Genomic DNA, 21,039 nt, shown 5'->3' on the forward strand with positions numbered 1-21,039 from the left:
GCGGGTGGCCTCTGCGCCTTACCTCTTTACACTAGCGACGCTTTTTTTTTCTTTTTTTTTTATTGTGGCTGGCGGGGCCCCCCCGGCGCGCGGTCTCCCGGGGCCCCCCCCCCCCGCGGCAGGCTCGCAATTCGCTTATCAGGCCTCGAACCAGCAACGCGCGAAGTTTTTCCCCTCGCCGTTAAAGTGATCACCCACGAAACCCTGGACGTTTTTCGCCAGCCCATTGATAGCTGTTGAAAACATCAAGGTTATGTGGCCTGCGTCTTCATGAACCATTTCCGCGGCATCATGATAGAGGGACTTGCGCTTTTCGAGGTCGAGTTCTGACCTGGCCTGGACGAGAAGCTTGTCAAACTCCGGCCGGTACCAGTTACCGTCGTTCCACGGAGAGTCGCTTGCGAATGGCTGGGTAAACGCCTGATCTTCAGTGGCTAAGCTGCCGAAAGAGGAGGCGCAGAACGGCTTTTTCATCCAGACGTCGCTCCAATACCCGTCATGCGGCACACGCTTTGGATTGACGGTAATGCCAGCTTTCGCTGCCGTTTGCTGGAAGAGTTCTACCGCGTTGACTGCGCCCGGGAACACGGATTCTGATGTGTAAAGTTCGATTGCGCCGCTGTGGCCGGACTTCTTGTAATAGAAGCTGGCTTTTTCGGGATCGTACGTGTGCTGGGGCAGCGGCGAATAAAGCGGATAGATCGAATTGATGGGATTGTCGTTGCCGATGGTGCCGTAGCCCGCCTGTGTAGTTTTTAAGATCAAATCCCGATCGACCGCATATTTGAGCGCGAGTCTTAGGTCGGGGTTGTCAAACGGCGCCTTGTTCGTTTGCATCACAAAATAGTAAAACTTAGTGGTATCCGCTACGTCGACCTTGACAGACGGGGAATCTTTAATCCGCTCAACAAGGTTCGGTGTGAGGTTCGAGGCAAAGTGTGCTGATCCGGACAGCAGCGCAGATATTCTGGCCATATCATCATTGATAACCAAAATCTCCAGCTCGTCGAACAATGGCTCCTCTGACCTGAAATAGTTAGGATTTCGGCGATAATTGTACCGTACGCCATGTTGCGCCGAGTCAATGATAAACGGTCCCGTTCCGATTCCCTTGGCCGGGTCTTCTCCCTCCGGTTGGGCAATGAGCGCCGCATTGGTCATCAGGAATGGGAAGTTGACGTCGGGCGCAGACAAGGTCACCGTCAATTGGTAGGGGCCGTCCACCTTGATGTCCTTGATCGCCTTCATCAGGGCGGCAGCGCCCGATTTGGTATCGGGGCCGCGGTGACGGTTCAGCGAGTAGACCATGTCATTGGCGGTGAGTTCTTTACCGTTGTGAAAGGTAACACCCTTTCTCAGGGTGAACGTCCACGTTTTTCCGCTATCGCTCGGCTCCCAGCTCTCAGCCAACTCGCTGACCAAATTTCCATCTGTTGTGCGTTCCAGCAACCGGTTGCCAAACTGGTAGGAGACAAACAGCGAGACCGTAGAAAGCATTATCGTGGGGTCAAGCGTGTCGGTCGTCGATCCACTCTTAACCGCGGCGACAAATTTGCCGCCACGCCGGGGCGTTTGAGCAAATGCCGTTGTCGGCCGAACAAAACGGCCAACAGCGCCGGCTATGCCGAGACCTACGGATCCACGAAGCAAAGTTCGCCGATCAATCTGGAGCAACGGTTTGTTGCTCGAATGTTCAAAACCCATTGTTAACTCCCATTGGCTGTGACGACCGTTCCAGCGGCGGGTTCCCTTATCGGTTTCTCGTCCGAGCGGCCGGCATTATCCTAAAGGAAAATTCAGGCATCACAATACACTTTTCACATTGCAGAAAATTTTCGGCTTTTAGGCGCTAGGAGCGCATAATGAGGGCAACACGGAGAATGGGGCTCGCGAGACCTGTTGTTTGCGCCGAGTCATTATTAAGCCTACTGCCGTTCGTTGTCTTATCGCCAATTTGGATGCATCAGAGCCGGGTTTAAAGGTCATCCCTTGGCAGGTAAAGAGCGCCTTTATTGCATTTAGCATCAAAATCCTTGGAAAACCGATGTCGATAAATAGGCAGTACTTTCTAAGCTTGAGATGCGCTCTGGGGTGACGATCCGTTCGTCGTGAAGGCGACTGATCAACAGCGGAATGCAAAATCGCGATGTCTTCCCCCGCGACATGGACAGGCTCATTGATTCCGAATCAAAGAAAGCCGAGCGCGTCTATAGTATTTGCCCTCCCGAGCCGGCTTTTATCTTCGCACCCCTAACAGTCTTGAACGAGCAAAAAGGGAATAAAAATGCACAAGAAATCTGAGATGTCGATTTTTGATATCACGCGAAGGAGTCTTCTCCAGAGGTCCGTGGTTGTGGGCATAGGCGCTGGCTTGGGCGGAGTCCTGCTACTGAAGGAATCGTCGGCACAATCTCCCACGCGGGGCGGCAAACTGATCGTGGGCGTAAAGGGCGGATCCTCGACCGATACGTTGGATCCAGAACTTATGAGCGGAGAAGTTTGTGTTTATATGTCTTACCAATATGGAAACTTGAACCGCGCCGGGTTGATCGGAGGCTCCAACTCCTGAGAAGGTGGAGCCATGACAAGCAAGACGACCAACAAGTTTTCTCCCGAGGTTCGCAACCGCGCGGTTCGGATGGTGCTGGATCACGAAAGCGAGCACACCTCGCGATGGGCGGCGATCTCATCGATCGCAGCCAAGATCGGCTGCACGGCGCAAACACTGTATGAGTGGGTGAAGAGAGCCGAGCGCGACAGCGGCGTCCGCGCTGGCGTGCCCTCGGATGTGACGGCGAAGCTCAAGGCTCTGGAACGCGAGAACCGCGAGCTTCGACAGGCGAACGAGATCGTCCGCAAAGCTTCCGCTTATTTTGCCCAGACGGAGCTCGACCGCCGGTTCAGGCCATGATCGCGTTCATCGACGATCACCGCAAGGCGCATGGGGTCGTTCTGCAACGTGCTGCCGATCGCCCCGTCGACCTACCACGACCATGTCGCCAAGCGCGTCGACCCCTGCCGGCTGTCGGCTCGGGCAAGACGGGATGCAGCCTTGAAGGATGAGGTCCGACGCGTGTTTGAGGCGAACTTCCGCGTCTACGGCGTTCGCAAGGTCTGGCGGCAGTTGCGGCGCAAGGGCTTCGACGTCGCCCGCTGCACGGTTGCCCGCCTGATGAAGGCCATGGGTCTCGAAGGCATCATCCGCGGCAAGCCGATCCGCACCACGGTGAGCGACAAGGCCGCACCTTGCCCTCTCGATCACGTCAATCGCCAGTTCTATGCTCCGGCGCCGAACATGCTGTGGGTCTCCGACTTTACCTGACGTCGCGACCTGGACCGGCTTCGTCTACGTGGCTTTCGTCATCGACACCTATGCCCGCCGGATCGTCGGCTGGCGGGTGAGCCGGACGGCGCATGCCGCCTTCGTTCTCGATGCCCTGGAACAGGCATTACACGATCGACGCCCTGTTCAGGGTGGCGGGCTCGTGCACCACAGCGATAGAGGCAGCCAATACGTCAGCATTCGATACACCGAGCGCTTGGCGGAGGCCGGCGTCGAGCCCTCGGTCGGCAGCGTCGGCGACAGCTTTGACAATGCTCTCGCCGAAACCATCAACGGTCTCTACAAGGCCGAGGTGATCCACCGACGCGGACCCTGGCGCTCATTCGAGGCCGTCGAGTTCGCGACGTTGGAATGGGTCGACTGGTTCAACGATCGCCGGCTGCTGGAGCCCATCGGCAACCATCCCGCCGGCCGAAGCCGAGGAACGGAACTACGCCATGCTGGAAGAACCAGCCATGGCCGCGTGACTCAAACGAAACGGCCTCCGGCAAACCCGGTGCGGTTCAAATCTTCGTCTTGCGATGAAGTGGGGTATCGATCGCGAAGAAATCGTTAAACTGATTTATAAGGGTTACGCGGTTCCAGGCAACGATCACCCCCTGGACCCGACGAGCAAGTTCTACAACACGGACATGCCGCAGCGGACATATGATCCTGACAAAGCCGCATTCCACTTCAAGAAAGCGGATCTCAAGCCCGGGGCAAAAGTGGAACTGTTCACCTCGGCAGCAGCTTGGAGTTCTGCCGTCGAATGTGGCCAGGGTTTTTCGACAGTCATTGAAGACGGCCGGGATTGATATGACTCTGACACGTGCCGCGGTCAATGAATATTGGGGCTGCGTTTGGATGAAAGTCCCGTTCTGCGTTACGTTATGGGGCCGCCGCCCCGCGGATCGAGCCCTTACTCAAATGCTCAGCTCGGCTGCCAAAAGTAACGAGTCTGATTGGCGTTCGCCACAGTTCGATGCGCTGCTTGCGCAGGCCCGCGTTGAACTCGATGAAAGCAAGCGCCAACAGATCTATTTTGAATGCCAGCAGATGGTTGCGGACGAAAGTGGTATGTCCTGCTTCGTGATCGCGACTACCTTGACGGCTATTCCTCCAACTTACGGGGAATAAACCCGCATTCGCGCTATGACCTCGATGACAACCGGGTTGCGGAGAAAGCTTGGTTGGCCTAGCCGTCGAAACAACTTACAATCATTAGATGTTTGATCCCAGGCTTTGATGGGGCATCCTTGTCTTACGAAACGAAGGATGCGCTATGGGACAAGTTCATCAGTGGGAGCGCCACAACGACAGCGGCGATCCGTCGAGCGATACAGCATAGTCAAGAGAGCCTGAGGGTTCTGGCCAAGCGCTACGGGATCAACCAGAAGACCGTGGCGAAATGGAAGAAGCGCTCCTCGGTCGCCGATCTGCCGACCGGGCCGCAAGACCCGCGTTCGACAGTGCTGTCGTTGGAAGAGGAGGCGCTCATCGTGGCCTTCCGCAGGCACACACTGCTCCCCCTTGATGACTGTCTCTATGCCCTTCAGCCGACACTCCCGCATCTGACGCGCTCGTCATTGCGCCGATGTTTACAGCGGCACGGCATCTCGCGGTTGCCCGATGTCGAGGGTAAGCGCCAAGCTGACCCCATCTGGCGCGGCTTGAGGTGATGAGCGAGACATACTGACACTGAAGCAAGGAGCCGAGGAGCTTGCAGTGTCAATTTCTATGTCTGCGCCTATGCCTGATGATAGAAGTTTCCATGTTCTTGAAGCGGTTGCCAACCGACTGGAGGCAAGCCCGCAGCGTCCGCGGCGGCGCTGGTCGGCGGAAGCGAAGTCGCGGCTGATCGAGGCGACACTGAAGCCGGGCGCGAATGTATCGGCCATTGCCAGACAGGCGGGGATGGCGCCGGCCCAGCTGTTCGGCTGGCGGAGCAAGGCGATCAAGAGCGGTGCGGTCACGCCACACAGGGATGCGGAGCGGCTCGGCTTTGTCGAGGTCACGCCGACAGCGTCTGCGTCGGTGGAGATCGAGCTGGGTGGCGTGGTCATTCGCGCCGGTGCCGATATCAATGAGGAGCAGCTGGTGCGGATTATCCGGGCGGTTCGCCAGGCATGATCCCGGCTGGCGTGAAGGTGTTGGTCGCCAGTCATCCCGTCGATTTTAGAAAAGGTCCCGACGGCCTTTTGGCACTGGTGCGCGATGCCGGCTCGGATCCATTGCGGCTGGATGAGGCGAAGTTCTGCTGGCCGCGGATCGGCCACCACCGGGTCCAGCTCAATCATGCTCAGCTCATGGCTCTGGTTGACGGAATGGACTGGAAACGGGTTCGAACGGAGACCGTCAGGCGGCCGCAATCGGTTGGGTAAAACCCTGCGGCATGATGAATCAGGGATCTGAAAAAGCGGGAAAATTGCCCGCGAATATGCTCTGATTTTGGCCATGTCGGCACCCGATCTCGCGCTCCCGGACGACGTTGACGCGCTCAAGGCGATGGTTGTTGCCATGGCCGAAAAAGCCGCCGGTCTGGAAGAGCGTAATGCCGATCTCGAAGCCCACAATACGCATCTCGAGTTGGTCAACAAGAGCGCCGAGGAGCGGATCGCACGACTGACGGCGGTGGTGAAGATGCTGGAGCGGGCGCGCTTCGGCAGCCGCTCCGAAAGGTTGCGGGCCGGTGCGCTGAGCGAGGAGCAGTATGCGCTGGTCTTCGACGAGATCGAAACCGGCGTGGCGGCCATCCAAGCGCAGATGGAGAAGTCTGCGGGCGGCTCGAAAGCGAAGCGCGCTCCGCGTCCTCGCAAAGGCTTTGCGGCCCATCTCGAACGGGTCGAGGTGGTCATCGAGCCCGAAACGCCTGCTGGCTGCGAAGCGCTGGAAAAGATCCTGATCGGCGAGGACGTCTCCGAACGGCTCGATGTCACCCCGGCGAAGTTCCGGGTGATCGTTACGCGTCGCCCCAAATATGCCTACAAGGGTTGGGACGGCGTCATCCAGGCAGCCGCGCCCGCCCGCATCATCGAAAGCGGCATTCCGACCGAAGCGCTGCTGGCGCAGATCGCGGTGTCGAAATACGCCGATGGCCTGCCGCTCTACCGCCAGGAAGCGATTTATGCCCGCGATCAGGTCGAGATCGACCGGTCACAGATGGCGCAGTGGATGGGCAAGCTCGGCTTCGAGCTCGAGCCGCTCGCCGATTACGCACTGGCTCGCATCAAGCAGGGGGAGCGGGTCTTCGCCGATGAGACCACGCTGCCAACGCTGGCGCCGGGATCTGGCAAGGCCAAGACGGCCTACCTCTGGACCTATGTCCGCGATGATCGGCCCTTTGGCGGCAGTGGACCGCCCATCGTCGCCTACCGCTTCGAGGACAGCCGCGCCGGCGAATGTGTCGCCCGTCATCTGGACGGCTATCGCGGCATCCTGCAAGTCGACGGATACGCCGCCTATAACCGGCTGGCCCGATCCGATCGGGGCAATGACGGCGTGATGCTGGCGGCGTGCTGGTCGCACGTGCGGCGCAAGTTCTACGAACTGCATGCCGCAGGCTCCTCCGTTATCGCCTCGCAGACGGTGGCGCAGATGGCCCCACTGTGGGCCGCCGAGGAGGCCGTACGCGGCCAGGACCCGGCAGTACGGATAACTGCGCGTCAGGAGAAATCCGCCGTCATCGTTGCCGCTCTCTTTGCGCTGTGGGAAAAGGAGCTGCCCAAGCTGTCGGGAAAATCGAAGCCGGCCGAGGCGATCCGCTATGCACTCGGCCGGCGTGCCGCGCTGGAGCGCTTCCTCACTGACGGCCGGATCGAAATCGACTCCAACACCGTCGAGCGCGCCATCCGGCCGCAGGCCATCTCGGGGTCATTCTGCCCATGTTGGGCAGGAGGTCGAGGTCCATTACCGTTGGCACCCGTATTTCGGACGTCGGCTTCGCTGCGAGAACAGCGAAGAGCGCGCCAACGGCCGGATCATTCATCTCGTCGTCGCGCCCGGGCATGTCATTACCGCTCCGGCCTGGATGATCGATCCCGTGGCTTGCGCGGCGATGGACCTGGGCCCCCCGCGCGTATCGCTTGCCGCGCTGCTTGAGCTGCACAAGCTCTTGATCGAACGCCGTTTCCGGCGAGGCTCTTCGGATGGTTTCACCATCGCGGAGGCGCAACATGAGAACCCTGCCACCCCCGACACGATCTCTGGTGGTCGTTCGCCAACTCAGCTTGCCGCTCGACTCGGAGAAGCTGAACGGGCTGAGTTCAGCGCAACGGACCATAGTGATCGCCCGGCTCGCCAACGTACTGATGGCCGCCGCCGGCGTGGCAACGGAGGAGGAGAGCTGCGATGACGAGCAGTAATCTGATTCCGACTGCCGTCCTCAAGCGCAAGGCCGTCGTCTATGTACGTCAGTCCACGCAGGCGCAAGTACAGCTCAATCTCGAGAGCCAGCGTCGGCAATATGAGTTGGTCGACGTCGCGCGGCGCTGGGGATTCCGCAAGGTTGAGGTGATCGACGAGGACTTGGGACGCACCGCAAGTGGAGCTGTGGAACGTCCTGGTTTCGAGCGCCTGGTCGACGATCTGTGCACCGGTCATGTGGGCGCTGTGCTTTGCTTGGAGGCGTCCCGCCTGTCTCGCAACGGACCGGACTGGCATCGGCTGCTCGAGTTGTGCGGCGAAGTCGATGCACGGGTGATCGATTTGGACGGAGTCTACGATCCGGGATTGCCGAACGACCGCCTGCTGCTCGGTATGAAGGGCAGCATCAGCGAGTTCGAGCTCGGCGTGCTGCGTGCCCGCATGTACGAGGCCGCCCGCGCCAAGGCACAGCGCGGAGAACTGCGCATCTCCGTGCCCTTCGGCTATGTCTGGCACCGCGATTACGGTCTCGGGTTCGATCCCGACATGCGCCTGCAGGAGACCATTCGCCTGATATTCGCGCGCTTCCGCGAACTCGGCAGTGCGCGCCAGGTCCTGATCTCGATGATCGACGATGGCGTGCATTTCCCCAGACCCTCCGACGGCAAGAAGATGGTGTCCTTCGATTGGGTTCCGGTCCGCTACCGCAACGTGATCTCGATCCTGAAGAACCCATTCTACGCTGGCGCCTATGTCTATGGTAAGAGCGAGAAGCGCACTGAGATCGTCGATGGCCGCGTCCGCAAGAGCTATGGTCATTACAAGCCGGCCAGCGAGTGGCGGTGGTGCTCAAGGAGCATCACGAAGGCTATATTGGATGGAGCGAGTACGAACGGAACCAGGAACTGCTCGCGGCCAACGCCTATGGCAAAGCCGGCGGCGTCAAGTCGGGCCGCGGCGGTCGCGCGCTGCTTCCGGGTCTTCTCTCCTGTGGTCGATGCGGGCGAAGACTGGTTGTCACGTATGCCGGACGTGGCCAGTATCCGGTCTATCGTTGCGAGCGCGGCAACACCATGATGGGCGCAGGCGCGATGCATGTCGTTCAACGGCTTTCGCACCAACGCGGCGGTGACCCGCGAAGCGCTGGAGGCGGTTGCGCCGATGGCGATCGAAGCGGCGTTGGAGGCTGAACGGATGCAGCTGGAGAGCGAAGCCAGGCGCCGGCAGATGATTGAGCTGGACCTACAGCAGGCGCGCTACGAGGCATCGCTCGTCGAGCGCCGCTATGCGGCCTGCGACCCGGAGAACCGGCTCATTGCGGCCCAGCTTGAGAGGAGTTGGGAAGCCACGCTCAGGCGCGTGGAGACCTGCGAGGCCCGGCTGAGCGAAGTCCAGCGTGTGGAGGCTGTCGACGCGGTTCCGGACTTCACGGGCCTCGCCCAGGATCTCGAGGCCACCTGGAATGCGCCGGGTGTCGACATGCGCTGTCGTCAGCAACTGCTGCGCGCGCTCATCAAGGACATCGTGGCGGATGTCGATGACGATGCGCGCGACGTGATCTTGACCATCCACTGGCATGGAGGCCAGCACTCGCAGGTACGGGTTCGCAAGCCCAAATCCGGAGAGCATGGCCAGCGTACGCCTGAGGAGGCTCTGGCGATCATGCGATCCATGGCAACCCGGTGGTCGGATGCCGAGATCGCTGTCACACTCAATCGCATGGGCATGCAGACCGGTCAGGGAAAGACCTGGACCGCGCGTCGCGTCCAATCGCTGCGCACGGTGCACAAGATCAGCGGCTATCGCTCTTCCGACAAGAACGGCGAATGGCTTACCATGTCGGACGCGGCCGCGAAGCTCGGCGTGTCGCACGTCAAAATCCGCCGTTTCGTCAGGGACGGCATATCGCCAGCCGAACAGGTCATGCGCGGTGCGCCCTACCAGATCCGCGCTGGCGACCTTGAAGATGAACGGATCAAGGCCGATTTGGCGCGCAAATCTCCGCGTATCATCAACGAGGATAATCAGAAATCGCTGTTTCCCGCCATTTGAAGAGGGGGTGCATAATGAATCGGTCTTCACAATTACCCGAAAGAACAGCCTCTTCGCGGGCAGCGACGGCGGCGGACGGACATGGGCCACCATCGCCACCCTGCTGACCACCGCCAAGATGAATCAGGTCGATCCGCACGCCTGGCTCACCCTGACCCTCGAGCGCATTGCCAATGGCTGGCCAAACAGCGATATCGACGCCCTCATGCCATGGAATTACCAGCGCTGAACGGCCTCAGCTGCCCGCTTACTGTCGAGGGCGACAAGCCGGCGAAGAGGAAGTTCAAGAGCTACCCGATCGGCTACTTCCACATTGACATCGCCGAGGTGCGCACCGAGCAGGGCAAGCTGCATATGTTCGTTGCCATCGACCGCACGTCGAAGGTCGCCTTCGTCGAACTGCATGAGAAGGCCACCACCGCCGTATCGTGGGAATTCTTGTTGCGACTGATCGAAGCAGTTCCCTACAAGATCCACACCGTGCTCACCGACCACGGCATCCAGTTCACCACGCCGGGCGCCGGCGGGTGGCCGTGCCGTTGATCAGGCAAGCAATCGCCGACGGCGAACTCTTCCGGGCTCATGCCTTCGAATACACTTGCGCCAGAAACGACATCGACCACCGCACGACCAAGGCCAGGCATCCTTGGATCAACGGCCAGGTCGAGAGGATGAACCGCACCATCAAGGATGCCACCGTCAAACGCTTCTACTATGTGAGCCACAGCCAGCTTCGGCAGCACCTTGCAGACTTCGTCGCGGCCTACAACTACGCGCGCAGGCTAAAGACTCTCAAGGGTCTCACGCTTATGAGTTCATCTGCAAGACCTGGACATCCAAGTCCGAACGCTTCAGGCTAAATCCGCTCCAGAAAAGCCGGGACTAAACATCTAGAGCGACGTTTAGATAACCCGCCGCGCCAGACTAACTCAATCGTTGGCGTATAATCCTCCACCGAGATGTCGAGTAGCAGAGCACCACGTCGCCTTCAACCGCGTACAGTTTTAACGGGGCAGATGAGCTTCGTCGATGGATGCACGCTAACAGCTGCGAAGGATGATTGCGAGACCAGTCAGGTCAACGCGGCTTCCGTCTACGCGCCGTCGCACGACGCCGTGCCGGCCGAATTACATCCCTTTGAATGGCAAGACTTGGCTCATACGTTGGCGCCAATATTCAGGACCTGACGCGTGAACATTGTCACCATCGGCACTTAGAGCGACTGTCACGGGCATGTTCTCCACCTCAAATTCGTATATTGCTTCCATTCCTAGGTCTGCAAAGGCCACGACGCGGCTTGAGCGAATAGCTTGCGAGACCAAATATGCCGCGCCGCCAACGGCTGTTAGATAGACACGCTCATGGGACTTAATCGATGCAATTGTGTCGAGACCTCTCTCAGCCTTTCCGATCATCGCGAGCAATCCGAGGTCGAGCATCATATCTGTGAAACTGTCCATGCGCGTCGCTGTTGTCGGGCCGGCTGGTCCAACAGCTTCATCGCCGACCGGATCCACTGGTCCCACATAGTAGATGACCCTGCCTTTGAACGAGACGGGCAATGGTTCGCCGCGAGCAAGTATGTCTTTGATACGCTTGTGAGCGGCATCCCGGCCCGTGAGCAGTTTTCCCGACAAAAGGAGGCGGTCCCCAGCCTTCCAATGCTTGATCTCAGCGACGGTGAGCGTATTGAGGTTGACCCGCCGCGCACGTTTGTCCGGAGCCCATGAGATATCCGGCCATGACGCCAGGTCCGGTTTCGGCAAAAAGGAGGGTCCCGAACCATCGAGGGTAAAATGTGTGTGACGGGTGGCCGCACAGTTGGGCACTATTGCGACGGGCTTTGAGGCGGCATGCGTCGGCCAGTCAAGGATCTTCACATCCAATACCGTCGTCAGTCCGCCGAGACCTTGCGCACCAATCCCCAATGCATTGATCTTGCCATAAAGCTCGACGCGCAAATTCTCTATGTCTGACGTGGGGCCCTGAGCTTTTAGCTGTGCCATGTCAATTGGAGCCATAAGCGACTCCTTCGCCATGACCATTGCCTTCTCGGCCGTGCCGCCGATACCGATTCCAAGCATACCCGGGGGGCACCACCCGGCGCCCATCGAAGGAACGGTCTCGAGCACCCAATCAACGATGGAATCCGAAGGGTTCAGCATTTTGAATTTGGATTTGTTTTCGGAGCCTCCACCCTTTGCCGCAACGGTAACTTCGACTCTACTTCCGGGCACCATCTCAACATGCACTACACTGGGAGTATTGTCCCGCGTGTTGCGGCGCGAGAATGCCGGGTCGGCGACGATGGATGCTCGTAACGGATTTGACGTATTTAGGTAAGCTCGCCGAACGCCTTCGTCGATGACATTTTGGAGGCTGCGACTCGAGGCGAGAGTGCATCCTTGTCCCCATTTTACGAACACCGTGACGATGCCCGTATCTTGGCAAATCGGACGATGACCTATCGCTGACATCCTACTGTTGGTCAGGATTTGCGCAATTGCGTCCTTCGCCGCCGGGGATTCCTCACACAGGTATGCATCTCCCAGAGCCTTGATGTAATCCGGCGGATGATAGTAGCTTATGTACTGCAATGCGTCACACACGCTGTCGATCAGGTCAGTCTCAGATATCACTTGCATTTATCGTCACTCCCTATCCATCCAACTCAGGCGGAAGAAAAACCCACAGTCGCTCGCGCTCCAAGCGCCCTGTTCCAAACCGGTGCCATCGCTACCCTGTTGAAACCAGGACCCATATGGCATAGTATCGCTTATGTTTAAATAGCCTTAGGTAAGCTCTTGTGACCAAATAAGACAGCAGATGCCGGAGGTTGCTCAACGCCAATTGACCTAGCCGCCTCGCGACTCATCACTGCTGCAGCTCTTTCGTCCATTTTCTTTAGGACGAAGGCTTAGAACAGGTAGCTAATATCGCGCCAGGCATTATGCGGGTATTTCCTGCTAGATGACGCATAGAAAGTGTACGAGCAACGAATGTCCGACGCATTTGAAAAAATAACGCTTCGCCAGCTGCAAATTTTCCTGGCCGTCGTGGAACATAAGAGTTTCGTGGCCGCCGCCGCGCAGCTCGATCTGACCCCTCCCGCCGTGTCGATGCAGATGAGCCGCTTATCCGAGTTCCTCGACGCCCCTCTCTTTGATCGCGACGGTCGATCGATCCAGTTGACGGCTGCCGCAACGGCACTGCTCCCCTATGCGGAACGCATGACCGAGGCACTGATCGAGGCTTGCAATGTAATCGATGGTCTGCAAGGTAGACTCGACCACCTGGTTCGCGTTGCAATGGTGACGACCTCCAGGAACTTCGGACCGCATCTCCTCCGGGAATTCGGCCGGCTGCATCCCGACATTCAGATCGAGACCACGATAGCCAACCGCGAAAAGGTGATCGATCTGCTGCAATCGGGAAGCGTGGATCTCGCGTTGATGGGGCGTCCCCCACAGAGCATCGAGGTTGAGACCGTCCCCTTCGCTTCGCATCCGTATGTCCTGATCGGTCACCCCGATCACGTCCTGGCTGGAAAGCAACACATCGCAAGGCGGGAGTTGGTGAATTTCAAGTTCATCGCTCGCGAAGCGGGGTCAGGAACGCGAATGATCCATGATTACTACTTCACCAGTCACTCGATGCAATTACCCCCGATATACATCGTTATGGACAGCAACGAGAACATCAAGCAAGCAGTCATGGCAGACATGGGACTGGCCTTCATCTCCGCCCATACAATCGCGCTGGAATGTCAAACAAAGAAGCTTCGTATCCTACGTGCAGAGGACATGCCAGCAATGCGTGAATGGTTCGCCGTCCACCTGAAAGGAAAGCATCTGCGACCCGCTGCCGAAAACTTCAAGGCCTTCGTTTTGAACGAAGGCCCCAACTTCATGCGGCGGTTTTTTGGGAATTTGCCAAAAGAGCTCTTGCGCGCTTGACGATCGGAAGGTCGATCATGGCCCCGTCGACACTGACGGCACCCCGGTCGGAAGCCTCGGCTTCCTCAAAGGCCGCAACCACCCGTGCCGCCTGACCAAGTTCAGTGGGCGTTGGCCGAAAGGCGGAATTGACGGCCGCGACCTGGTTCGGATGGACACAGAGGACACCGTCAAATCCCATCTTTCGAGAACGGATCGCGAGATCGTCGAACCCTGCCGAACTGTCATAGCGTGCGATCGTGCCTGGCAGCCCGAACGCCTGCAAGCTCTGTGCTCGGCAGGCAAGGATCAACTGATGACAGGGTCCGAACAAGTTCTCGTAGGTAGGCTCGAACCCGCATTCCGCGCTGAAGTCTTCAGTCCCGAGCGCGAGCCCGATCACTCGAGGTGAAGCTGCTCCAATCTGGCCTGCAATCGACAAAGCCGCGGGTGTTTCAATCAGGTTGAGCAAGCTGACAGACTGCGGAGCCAGCCCAATCTGTCTTTCTCTTTCCGTGATGAATTCGTCGACCAAGGCTATATGGTCGGGGCCCCTCACCTTGGGCACCATGATTGCGTCGACACCGTATGAGACCGCGACGCCAAGATCGGCCACGCAATTTGCCAGATCCCGGTTGACCCTGACGATGACACTGACGCCATGCGCCGAGATCTTCCCGATGCAAGATCGGAGTTTTTCCCTGGCGATTTCCTTGGCAGACGCAGACACGCTGTCCTCGAGATCAAGGATGACGGCGTCAGCCCCACGAGCGTGCGCCTTCTCGATGAAGCGTTCCTCGTGTGCAGGCACGAAAAGCAACGATCGCCAAAGGGGTGCGTATCCCAGCTTAGACATTTGCGTCGATCCGTGCGAACTCGCGTCGAATTGCTTCGGTATGTTCACCGATCCTGGGAATCCGCCCGAAGGGTTCCTGCGGATCCTTGAATGAGTATTGGACGGGGGCGCCTGCAAGCTCAGCGGTGTCCCCGCTTTCCAGCGTCACAGCGCGCCGGCGCAACTGCGGATGACGGGAGAACGTCTCGACGGAATTGATACCGCCATAAGCGACCGCTGCATTGCGAAGCTTTTCTTCAAGGTCGGCGCGCGTGTTCGCCGCAAAGAACCGACCGATCAAGGCATCCAGTTCGGGCCGATTCTTCACCCGGGAAGACGCATCCGCAAACCGTGGATCCGTGGCAAGGCCAGCGTCGCCGATTACCTCCGCGCAAAGGCGAACCCATTCTCGTTCGTTCTGGATGGAAATCGCAAGGACATGCCCGTCCGACGTCGCGAAACCTCCATAGGGAGCGATCGAAGGATGGTGAAGGCCGACTGGTTGAGGCGCTTTGCCTCCGTAGACGGTGTGCATGAGAGGCACCGTCATCCAATCGGCGGCGGTATCGAAGAGCGACACTTTCACGCCAGACCCAGCGCCTGTTTGCGATCTGAGGTATAGCGCTTGCTGGATGCCGATGATCGCGTTCATGCTTGCCCCAATATCGCAAACGGAAACGCCGATCCTTCCCGGCGCGCCAGGAGCGCCATTGACCGCGACGAGGCCGCTCTCGCATTGCACGAGAAAGTCATAGGCTTTCATATCGCGGTAAATGCCAGTGTCACCGTATCCGCTGATATCACATGTAATTAGCCTCGTGTGACGTCGGCGCAGTTCCTCGCTGTCGAACCCGGCACGCGCGCTTGCTCCAGGGGCCAGATTCTGAATGAAGATGTCTGCCTTCCCGAGGAGGCTGTGCAGAAGCGCTGTGTCATCCCGGTTTTTTATGTCGAGACACAGGGATTCCTTCCCGTGATTTGCCCAGACGAAATAGGACGACTCCCCCTTCACGGCCTTGTCGTATTTGCGCGCGAAATCACCCTCCGTCCGCTCGATCTTTATGACCCTGGCCCCGCCTTCCGCAAAATGACACGAGCACAGCGGCGCCGCGACCGCCTGTTCGATCGATACCACCAGAAGTCCGGAATAAGGTTTCGAATGCACGACGTTCTGCATCTTCATGTTCATTGGCTTGCTCCCATCGCCCCATGCTTGGCTTGCAGAATGGACTGGTTTCGCCGCATTTCGTTGGCAACGATCGTCAGACCTTCATCGAAGCCCATGCCGGGCTTGATCAATACGCGCTGTGGACGGGTCGCTTGCGCCACATGGAGGCATGCACGTGCTGAAACATCAGTCTCATTGCAGGTGCCGCCGAGATAGGCCTCAACCCTGTGCGCGTGGCAATAGAGAACTGCTTCGATCGTATTGTGAATGCTGCCCAGGTCGGGCGTTTTGATTTGCACCATGTCGCAGCACTGCGCGTCAACGAACTCGATGATGTCCTGATGCGTATTGCACCATTCATCAGCGACTATTCGGACGTTGCTGCCGATATCGCTGAGGCGACCTTTGATTGCCTTCAGCAGTTCGATTTGGCCTGGCTTGTTTCCGACGTCGACCGGTCCCTCGATATAGAGAGGAAATTTTTCCGCTCTCTTTTCGAGTTCGTCCAGATAATTAGCGATCGCCACGGGATCGTTGTCGAAAATCAGTCCGATCGTTCCGTAGACGTCGATGTGGATCGTGGGGGCGTAACTTTCATCGACTCGAAGTTTCTTGATGCGCCGGGCCAACCAGGTGACATACTCCCGAAGGCGTCCGCCATTCTCACCGAGCTTGGTGGAGACGTTGTTGATCAGCCCATGTGGGAGCGCGTCGACACGCTTCATGATCATCTTGTCGACCGCATTGTATCGATCGTCACCACTCTGCCCGAACAGCTTGAGAGGCGACGTATCAATCGGCAGACGATATTCGTCGCAGACCACCTCGACCTTCAGCCGGCTGGTGGCTTTTGCGGTTCCATCGAGCAGCGCCTGTGACAGGCCATAGCGGATTGCCGTGTGGATCGGCCGTCCATTGTCGGAGAGTTGGTCGATGGATCGCGCGTTCTCGGCAAAACGGCTGACGTCACGACCGATCAGCAGAGGACGCAGGTTGGAGATCATCCACGGGATGTAGCGCTCCGCCGTGAACAGCGGGTCGCGTCCGCCGGCGCCTGAATACTGCACCGCGGCGCAATCGCCTTCTGCCCATTGGCCATTTTCCAGCTGAAGGAGAACGGATACCGCTTCGCCGGATTGCCGGATGTTGTCGAAGCCCGGAGTCGTCGCTGCACCTACATAGGTGAAACCGTCCATCCCGGCACCGCCTTTGATCGCAGCCTGGTCGTCGAAGTAAAAGGACGACACCCCGGGGCTGAACTCAACATTCGTGATCTTCATCGTCTTCGTCTCTAGATTGGGGTTCGCAGCGATTGGGGAAACCGATTCGGTCGACCGACAAGCCTGCTTGCGGAAATCGCACGCACGTCATCGACCACCATCGAGAAGGATGCAAATCGCCCCTCCGCAGTGGCGCGCTCGGTAACCTTGTCCCGGTGCAATGCGATGACGTCGTCCGGTAGCGGGATATTGCCCTGGTCGAAAATCCGGATCGCACCATTGTTGTCGCGAACAGGTGTCATCAGGCCAGCATTGACACTCGCTGGCGCGAAGGGAATATCGACAACGCCCGCTTCGAAAGCGAGAACAATGCCCTTTGCCAGGTTCCCTTGGCCGAGTTGGATGACCCGGGCCATCACCGAATGCACTTCGCGTTCGATGAGCGCGACCTCCTGATCGATTTCGCTCGTTGCCAGGTAGCCCTGATCGCTCACCATGTTGATCATCTGTTCAGTCGCCTGCAGGCCGGCGCGGTTGGCTTCCATGGTTGGAACCCCGCTGGCTTCATGGGGTGTCTTGACGATGATTTTCGTTGCACCGCCAAACTTGGCGGCTGCCGCACCGAGAGCGATCACCGAATAGGCCTTGGCTTCATTTTCGGGAAACCCGCCCATCCATTGGTGAAACACCGTGGAAAGCGCGTAGTCGCCATAGCCAAACAGGCCGAAATAGTGATGGGCAAGCCGACGCAGCGACCGCATTGCCGCGACGTCCTGCGCGAGATTTCCAGCCTGTCCGTAGCCGAGGGTGATGCACCTAACCCCTTGCTGCAGCGCGAGGAGGCCCTCCAGCAGCGCGACCGTGTGCGAGATGAACGGAGGGACCAGGGTGCCGGTCAGGGGACCAAACGGTTCGCGATTGATACTGACGCCTTCGGCTTCGTAGAGCCCGACTAATCGATCGCAGTACTGCCAATGACGGATGGATCGGGCCAATGGCACATTCTTGGAATAGGGAATGTTATAGGAAATGCCGCCGCCTTCGAAGCTGCTGAATCCGGAAGCGAGCGTGATCTCCGCCATCAGCCGTGCATCGGGCGTGCCATGGCGGACTTGGATGGGTTTCGAGACGCTGTCGACCAGTTGCTCGCAACCGGAAACGCCGTGATTGACGGGCGGAAAGCCGTTGAGAAGCGACTTTCCAGCAGCGCGCGAACGATCAATGCCCTTCTGAGCCTCCTCGTAACGATTGTGCCTCGTATAGGCGTCGACTGTGGTCGGCAGCACGTCGCAATAGGGAGAAAGATCGTTGAGCAACTTGGTATGCTCGCGAAGCAGCGCAACACCTGCCCTCGGCTGCAGCAGAGTTCGCTGATCCCGCTCGGCCTCAGCCAACGCGACTGCGAATTTTTTTGGGTCCGGCATGTCGCGGTGTCGGGCAACGCCGCGGGCAAAGTCGACGTTCCGTCCGGTGTGCCAGGTTATGAGGACCGTATCGCGCTCCCGCACATAATCCGCGTAGTCCAGTTTGGCATTAGACAGGTCATTCAGGCTAATATCGCTCATAGTGCACATGAGGCCTTTTGGAGAGGTCGCGGGTTTGCTGCGATATCCGCGCCGGCCAGCAGGCGAAATGCGGCGGTCGCCGCAGCGGCGGGATGCTTCCTTGAGACGCTGGCGAGCAGGGTAAGCAAATTTCTGGGATCGCGGAGATAGGATTCGCATTGCGGCACGAGGATGCGTTTGCCGAACTTGTCGATGCCGATCCCGGAGAGGTGAGCGCGTGGATCGAAGTCGAAAGAATGAGAAAGATAACCACCGGTGCCGATGATGGTTTTCACCGATGTAAGATCGCGCCCGGTATGTACCGTCACGATCCCATCCGCAGTCGCGACTTCCTGGGCTCGACCCGCATGGCGCATGATCGATGTCGTAATGTTGGCGGCTGCCAGCAAAGCATCGAAGCGCCGTTCCTGGGGCGTGACCGCGAGGTGTTCCGGTGACGAGGTCAATTTTCCGACATAGCGGTGGAGAGCTGGAGTGTCGGACTCCGGCAACGGGATTATTTGCCCCGCCGCCTCAACGGCAGAAACGGCGGAAACCCGCATTCCCAGATCTCCCTCCACCGTTCTCTTGATCGTCGGTTCGGGGAGCCCACGGCGCACGGTGCCGGGTACGGGCAGGTCCTCATGGTACGAGTAAACGTCGGTGGTCGCGCCGCCCATGTCGATCAGTACAAACTCGCCGAGTTCGGGCGCATGCGTCGCCAATGATCTGCAGAATTCATACAGGGCATAGGGCGTGGGACAGGGCTCGCATCCGGCCCGATCGATGATGCGGTCCAAGCCCTTGCCGGAGGTTATCTTCTGCAGGAATATTTCGCGAATGGCCGCTCTTGCCGGCTCCGGGTTCGGTGTGTCCAGCGTCGGCAGGAGGTTCTCAGTGCAGACCACGTCATGGCCTTTCAAGACCGCTGCGACATGCTCACGAACGTTCCTGTTGCCAGCATAGACGACGGAACACGCGATACCGGCCTCCGCAATCCTCTCTGCATTGCGCGCCGGATAGGAAACATTCCCTCCGTCAGATCCACCCGACAACAGGATGATATCCGGCGCGGATTGCTTAAGCGAAACGATATCTTCCGCACTCAATTCATAAGCAAAGCTTTTCGTCAGTCGAGCACCTGACGAGCAAGCGGTGACCTTTGCCATTTCGGCAGTGAGCTCAGGGACAAGCCCGACGGCAGCGACTGCAAGGCCGCCCTTGGCGGATGAGGAGAAGCAGAGCTCGTAGTCCTCGCCATGGTGGACAAGGCTTTTGAGCACGCTTTCGAAACCGATCGAAAGATCCTGAATGGTCGTCGGACAACTGCTCCGGCGCAACAACCTGAGATCGTTGTCGGACCGCAGCGAAAACGCGGCACCCTTGGTCCAGGTCGATCCGATGTCGATCGAGACGACGATCATCCTGCGCGACGCACTTCTAGATGATCGCTTTCATGATGGTGCGCCACGCGCTTGAGGATATCCGCCTTCAAGAGCGCTGCCACTTCATTGAGATCCGCCGAGGGCGGGAAAACACGATCGAAGCCCATGCTCCTGAACAGGTTCTCGACGTCTGAGAAGTCCACCTTGCCGATTACCAGATTGCCGCCAACGTAGAGGACAATGTCAGGCAGGCCTCGTTCGATGCAGCGACCGCGAAAACCGGCGCAATCGATCTCACCATGTCCGTAGATCGACGAGACCAGAATTGCATCGGCCCCAGTCTCGATCGCTGCGTCGATGAATTCGTCTTGGCTCACCATCACACCGAGGTTGACGACGTCAATGCCCAAAGGCTCCAGGACGCTCTTGATGATCTTGTTGCCCACTGCGTGGCAGTCAGCGCCGATGACGCCCAAGACAACCTTAAATTTGGTTTCCGTCACTGTTCCGCTCATTCGACCATGCCCCTTGTGCAGACAACCCTGCATAGCGAACCTTCATTAGACGTTCAAAGTTCTGTAGTCAATGTATCTGATATATATCGTCTATAAGTTAAATTATGCTTATCAGTCGTGATGCCCATACTTCAGAGGCTGGAAGAGAGAAGCTTCGCTGCGAAGCTGGCTCTAGGCGCCCCGCACGGGCTCAACGAATGGCAGGTCCACGATTCGGCATGCGTTAGCGCGTTCGGCTGCTTTCCGCTGGCCCGCGGCTACACGTTGTTGGAGTAGGACACCCTCGCCCTCACGGCTCGTGAGGAGCGGACGTGGCGGTGGTGTGCTCGGGGGCGACTTCAACAGCGGCCGGCTGAAATCGCCAAAAGCCCTAGCCTGCTGGCCCAACTTGCCAGAAGAGATCGGCGCCGCAGCGGGAATTGTCTTAAGACATACAATTTCAGCCTGGATCCGAGACCGCAGCAGTCGATCAAATGCGTTGTCGTGAGAACTTGGCCTTCTGAAAGCTAGGCTTGACCCTCCAAACCTGCAGAATATGACGCGAAACTTGATTGAACTGATAAATCGCAATCAAGTCACGCCGCAGGCGCAGCATCGAAGCGACCTCAACTTTGCAGTTTTGCTACTTTACATTGCGTCGCTCTTCTCAGACTGCAATCACCCGTAGCGCCATGTGTTTTACCGGACAACCGAGTTCA

The 21,039-nt window shown here is 58.5% G+C and carries 14 protein-coding genes, 6 pseudogenes and 1 other annotated feature; of the genes and pseudogenes, 12 read left to right on the forward strand and 8 right to left on the reverse strand.

The window, feature by feature from the left end; translation table 11 throughout:
• Window positions 1–138: 138 nt before the first annotated feature.
• On the reverse strand, window positions 139–1,704 hold the full coding sequence (locus tag NKJ40_RS26120; protein WP_352468545.1) for an ABC transporter substrate-binding protein: 1,566 nt from the start codon (window positions 1,702–1,704) through the stop codon (window positions 139–141).
• Between the two features lie 877 nt (window positions 1,705–2,581).
• Here NKJ40_RS26120 and NKJ40_RS26125 point away from each other — a divergent pair.
• The 11 genes and pseudogenes from NKJ40_RS26125 to NKJ40_RS26170 all read left to right on the forward strand — a co-directional run.
• Window positions 2,582–3,810 (forward strand): annotated as a pseudogene (locus NKJ40_RS26125) (IS3 family transposase).
• Window positions 2,866–2,977: a sequence feature (AL1L pseudoknot), on the forward strand. (Overlaps the previous pseudogene by 112 nt.)
• A gap of 54 nt (window positions 3,811–3,864) precedes the next feature.
• Window positions 3,865–4,140 carry an ABC transporter substrate-binding protein gene (locus NKJ40_RS26130; protein ID WP_352468546.1) on the forward strand — a complete coding sequence of 92 codons (276 nt, stop codon included), beginning with the start codon at window positions 3,865–3,867 and terminating at the stop codon, window positions 4,138–4,140.
• 1 nt (window position 4,141) lies between these two features.
• Complete coding sequence (locus tag NKJ40_RS26135; protein ID WP_352468547.1) at window positions 4,142–4,462, forward strand: hypothetical protein; 321 nt, start codon at window positions 4,142–4,144, stop codon at window positions 4,460–4,462.
• A gap of 158 nt (window positions 4,463–4,620) precedes the next feature.
• Window positions 4,621–4,971 (forward strand): annotated as a pseudogene (locus NKJ40_RS26140) (transposase family protein); the annotation flags it as partial.
• Between the two features lie 103 nt (window positions 4,972–5,074).
• Entirely contained in the window at window positions 5,075–5,455 is a 381-nt protein-coding gene (locus tag NKJ40_RS26145) for a transposase (protein ID WP_245274633.1), read from the forward strand.
• Window positions 5,452–5,706, forward strand: a complete 255-nt coding sequence (tnpB, locus tag NKJ40_RS31970) for an IS66 family insertion sequence element accessory protein TnpB (protein ID WP_502903762.1) — start codon at window positions 5,452–5,454, stop codon at window positions 5,704–5,706. The genes NKJ40_RS26145 and tnpB overlap by 4 nt, the downstream gene beginning before the upstream one ends.
• A 73-nt stretch (window positions 5,707–5,779) precedes the next feature.
• Window positions 5,780–7,261, forward strand: a pseudogene (gene tnpC / locus NKJ40_RS26150) (IS66 family transposase); the annotation flags it as partial.
• Window positions 7,262–7,497: 236 nt separating this feature from the next.
• A complete protein-coding gene (locus NKJ40_RS26155) occupies window positions 7,498–7,686 on the forward strand; it encodes a hypothetical protein (protein WP_352468549.1) in 189 nt (62 codons plus the stop codon).
• Window positions 7,673–9,739 (forward strand): annotated as a pseudogene (locus NKJ40_RS26160) (recombinase family protein). Before NKJ40_RS26155 ends, NKJ40_RS26160 begins: the two are co-directional and overlap by 14 nt.
• A 31-nt stretch (window positions 9,740–9,770) precedes the next feature.
• A pseudogene (locus NKJ40_RS26165) lies at window positions 9,771–9,968 on the forward strand (transposase domain-containing protein); the annotation flags it as partial.
• 23 nt (window positions 9,969–9,991) lie between these two features.
• Window positions 9,992–10,633 (forward strand): annotated as a pseudogene (locus NKJ40_RS26170) (integrase core domain-containing protein); the annotation flags it as partial.
• A gap of 233 nt (window positions 10,634–10,866) precedes the next feature.
• Here the strand turns inward: NKJ40_RS26170 and NKJ40_RS26175 are convergent.
• Complete coding sequence (locus tag NKJ40_RS26175) at window positions 10,867–12,384, reverse strand: fumarate hydratase (RefSeq protein ID WP_352468550.1); 1,518 nt, start codon at window positions 12,382–12,384, stop codon at window positions 10,867–10,869.
• 354 nt (window positions 12,385–12,738) lie between these two features.
• Here NKJ40_RS26175 and NKJ40_RS26180 point away from each other — a divergent pair, with 354 nt between their 5' ends.
• Window positions 12,739–13,695, forward strand: a complete 957-nt coding sequence (locus NKJ40_RS26180) for a LysR family transcriptional regulator (protein WP_352468551.1) — start codon at window positions 12,739–12,741, stop codon at window positions 13,693–13,695.
• Here NKJ40_RS26180 and NKJ40_RS26185 read toward each other — a convergent pair.
• The 6 genes from NKJ40_RS26185 to glmS are packed head-to-tail and all read right to left on the reverse strand — an operon-like array spanning window position 13,646 to window position 20,341.
• The gene (locus NKJ40_RS26185; protein WP_352468552.1) at window positions 13,646–14,530 is read right to left on the reverse strand and encodes an HpcH/HpaI aldolase/citrate lyase family protein; all 885 of its coding nucleotides are present in this window, start codon (window positions 14,528–14,530) and stop codon (window positions 13,646–13,648) included. The genes NKJ40_RS26180 and NKJ40_RS26185 overlap by 50 nt on opposite strands.
• The gene (locus tag NKJ40_RS26190; protein WP_352468553.1) at window positions 14,523–15,698 is read right to left on the reverse strand and encodes a CaiB/BaiF CoA transferase family protein; all 1,176 of its coding nucleotides are present in this window, start codon (window positions 15,696–15,698) and stop codon (window positions 14,523–14,525) included. The genes NKJ40_RS26185 and NKJ40_RS26190 overlap by 8 nt, the downstream gene beginning before the upstream one ends.
• Window positions 15,695–16,957: a methylaspartate ammonia-lyase gene (locus NKJ40_RS26195; RefSeq protein ID WP_352468554.1), complete on the reverse strand. Its 1,263-nt coding sequence runs from the start codon at window positions 16,955–16,957 to the stop codon at window positions 15,695–15,697. The genes NKJ40_RS26190 and NKJ40_RS26195 overlap by 4 nt, the downstream gene beginning before the upstream one ends.
• Window positions 16,958–16,968: 11 nt before the next feature.
• The gene (locus NKJ40_RS26200; protein WP_352468555.1) at window positions 16,969–18,462 is read right to left on the reverse strand and encodes a methylaspartate mutase subunit E; all 1,494 of its coding nucleotides are present in this window, start codon (window positions 18,460–18,462) and stop codon (window positions 16,969–16,971) included.
• On the reverse strand, window positions 18,459–19,865 hold the full coding sequence (locus NKJ40_RS26205; RefSeq protein ID WP_352468556.1) for a glutamate mutase L: 1,407 nt from the start codon (window positions 19,863–19,865) through the stop codon (window positions 18,459–18,461). The genes NKJ40_RS26200 and NKJ40_RS26205 overlap by 4 nt, the downstream gene beginning before the upstream one ends.
• On the reverse strand, window positions 19,862–20,341 hold the full coding sequence (glmS, locus tag NKJ40_RS26210; protein ID WP_352468557.1) for a methylaspartate mutase subunit S: 480 nt from the start codon (window positions 20,339–20,341) through the stop codon (window positions 19,862–19,864). The genes NKJ40_RS26205 and glmS overlap by 4 nt, the downstream gene beginning before the upstream one ends.
• Between the last annotated feature and the right edge of the window lie 698 nt (window positions 20,342–21,039).

The sequence above is a fragment of the Mesorhizobium sp. M0119 genome (assembly GCF_040322615.1).
Classification (GTDB): Bacteria; Pseudomonadota; Alphaproteobacteria; order Rhizobiales; family Rhizobiaceae; genus Mesorhizobium.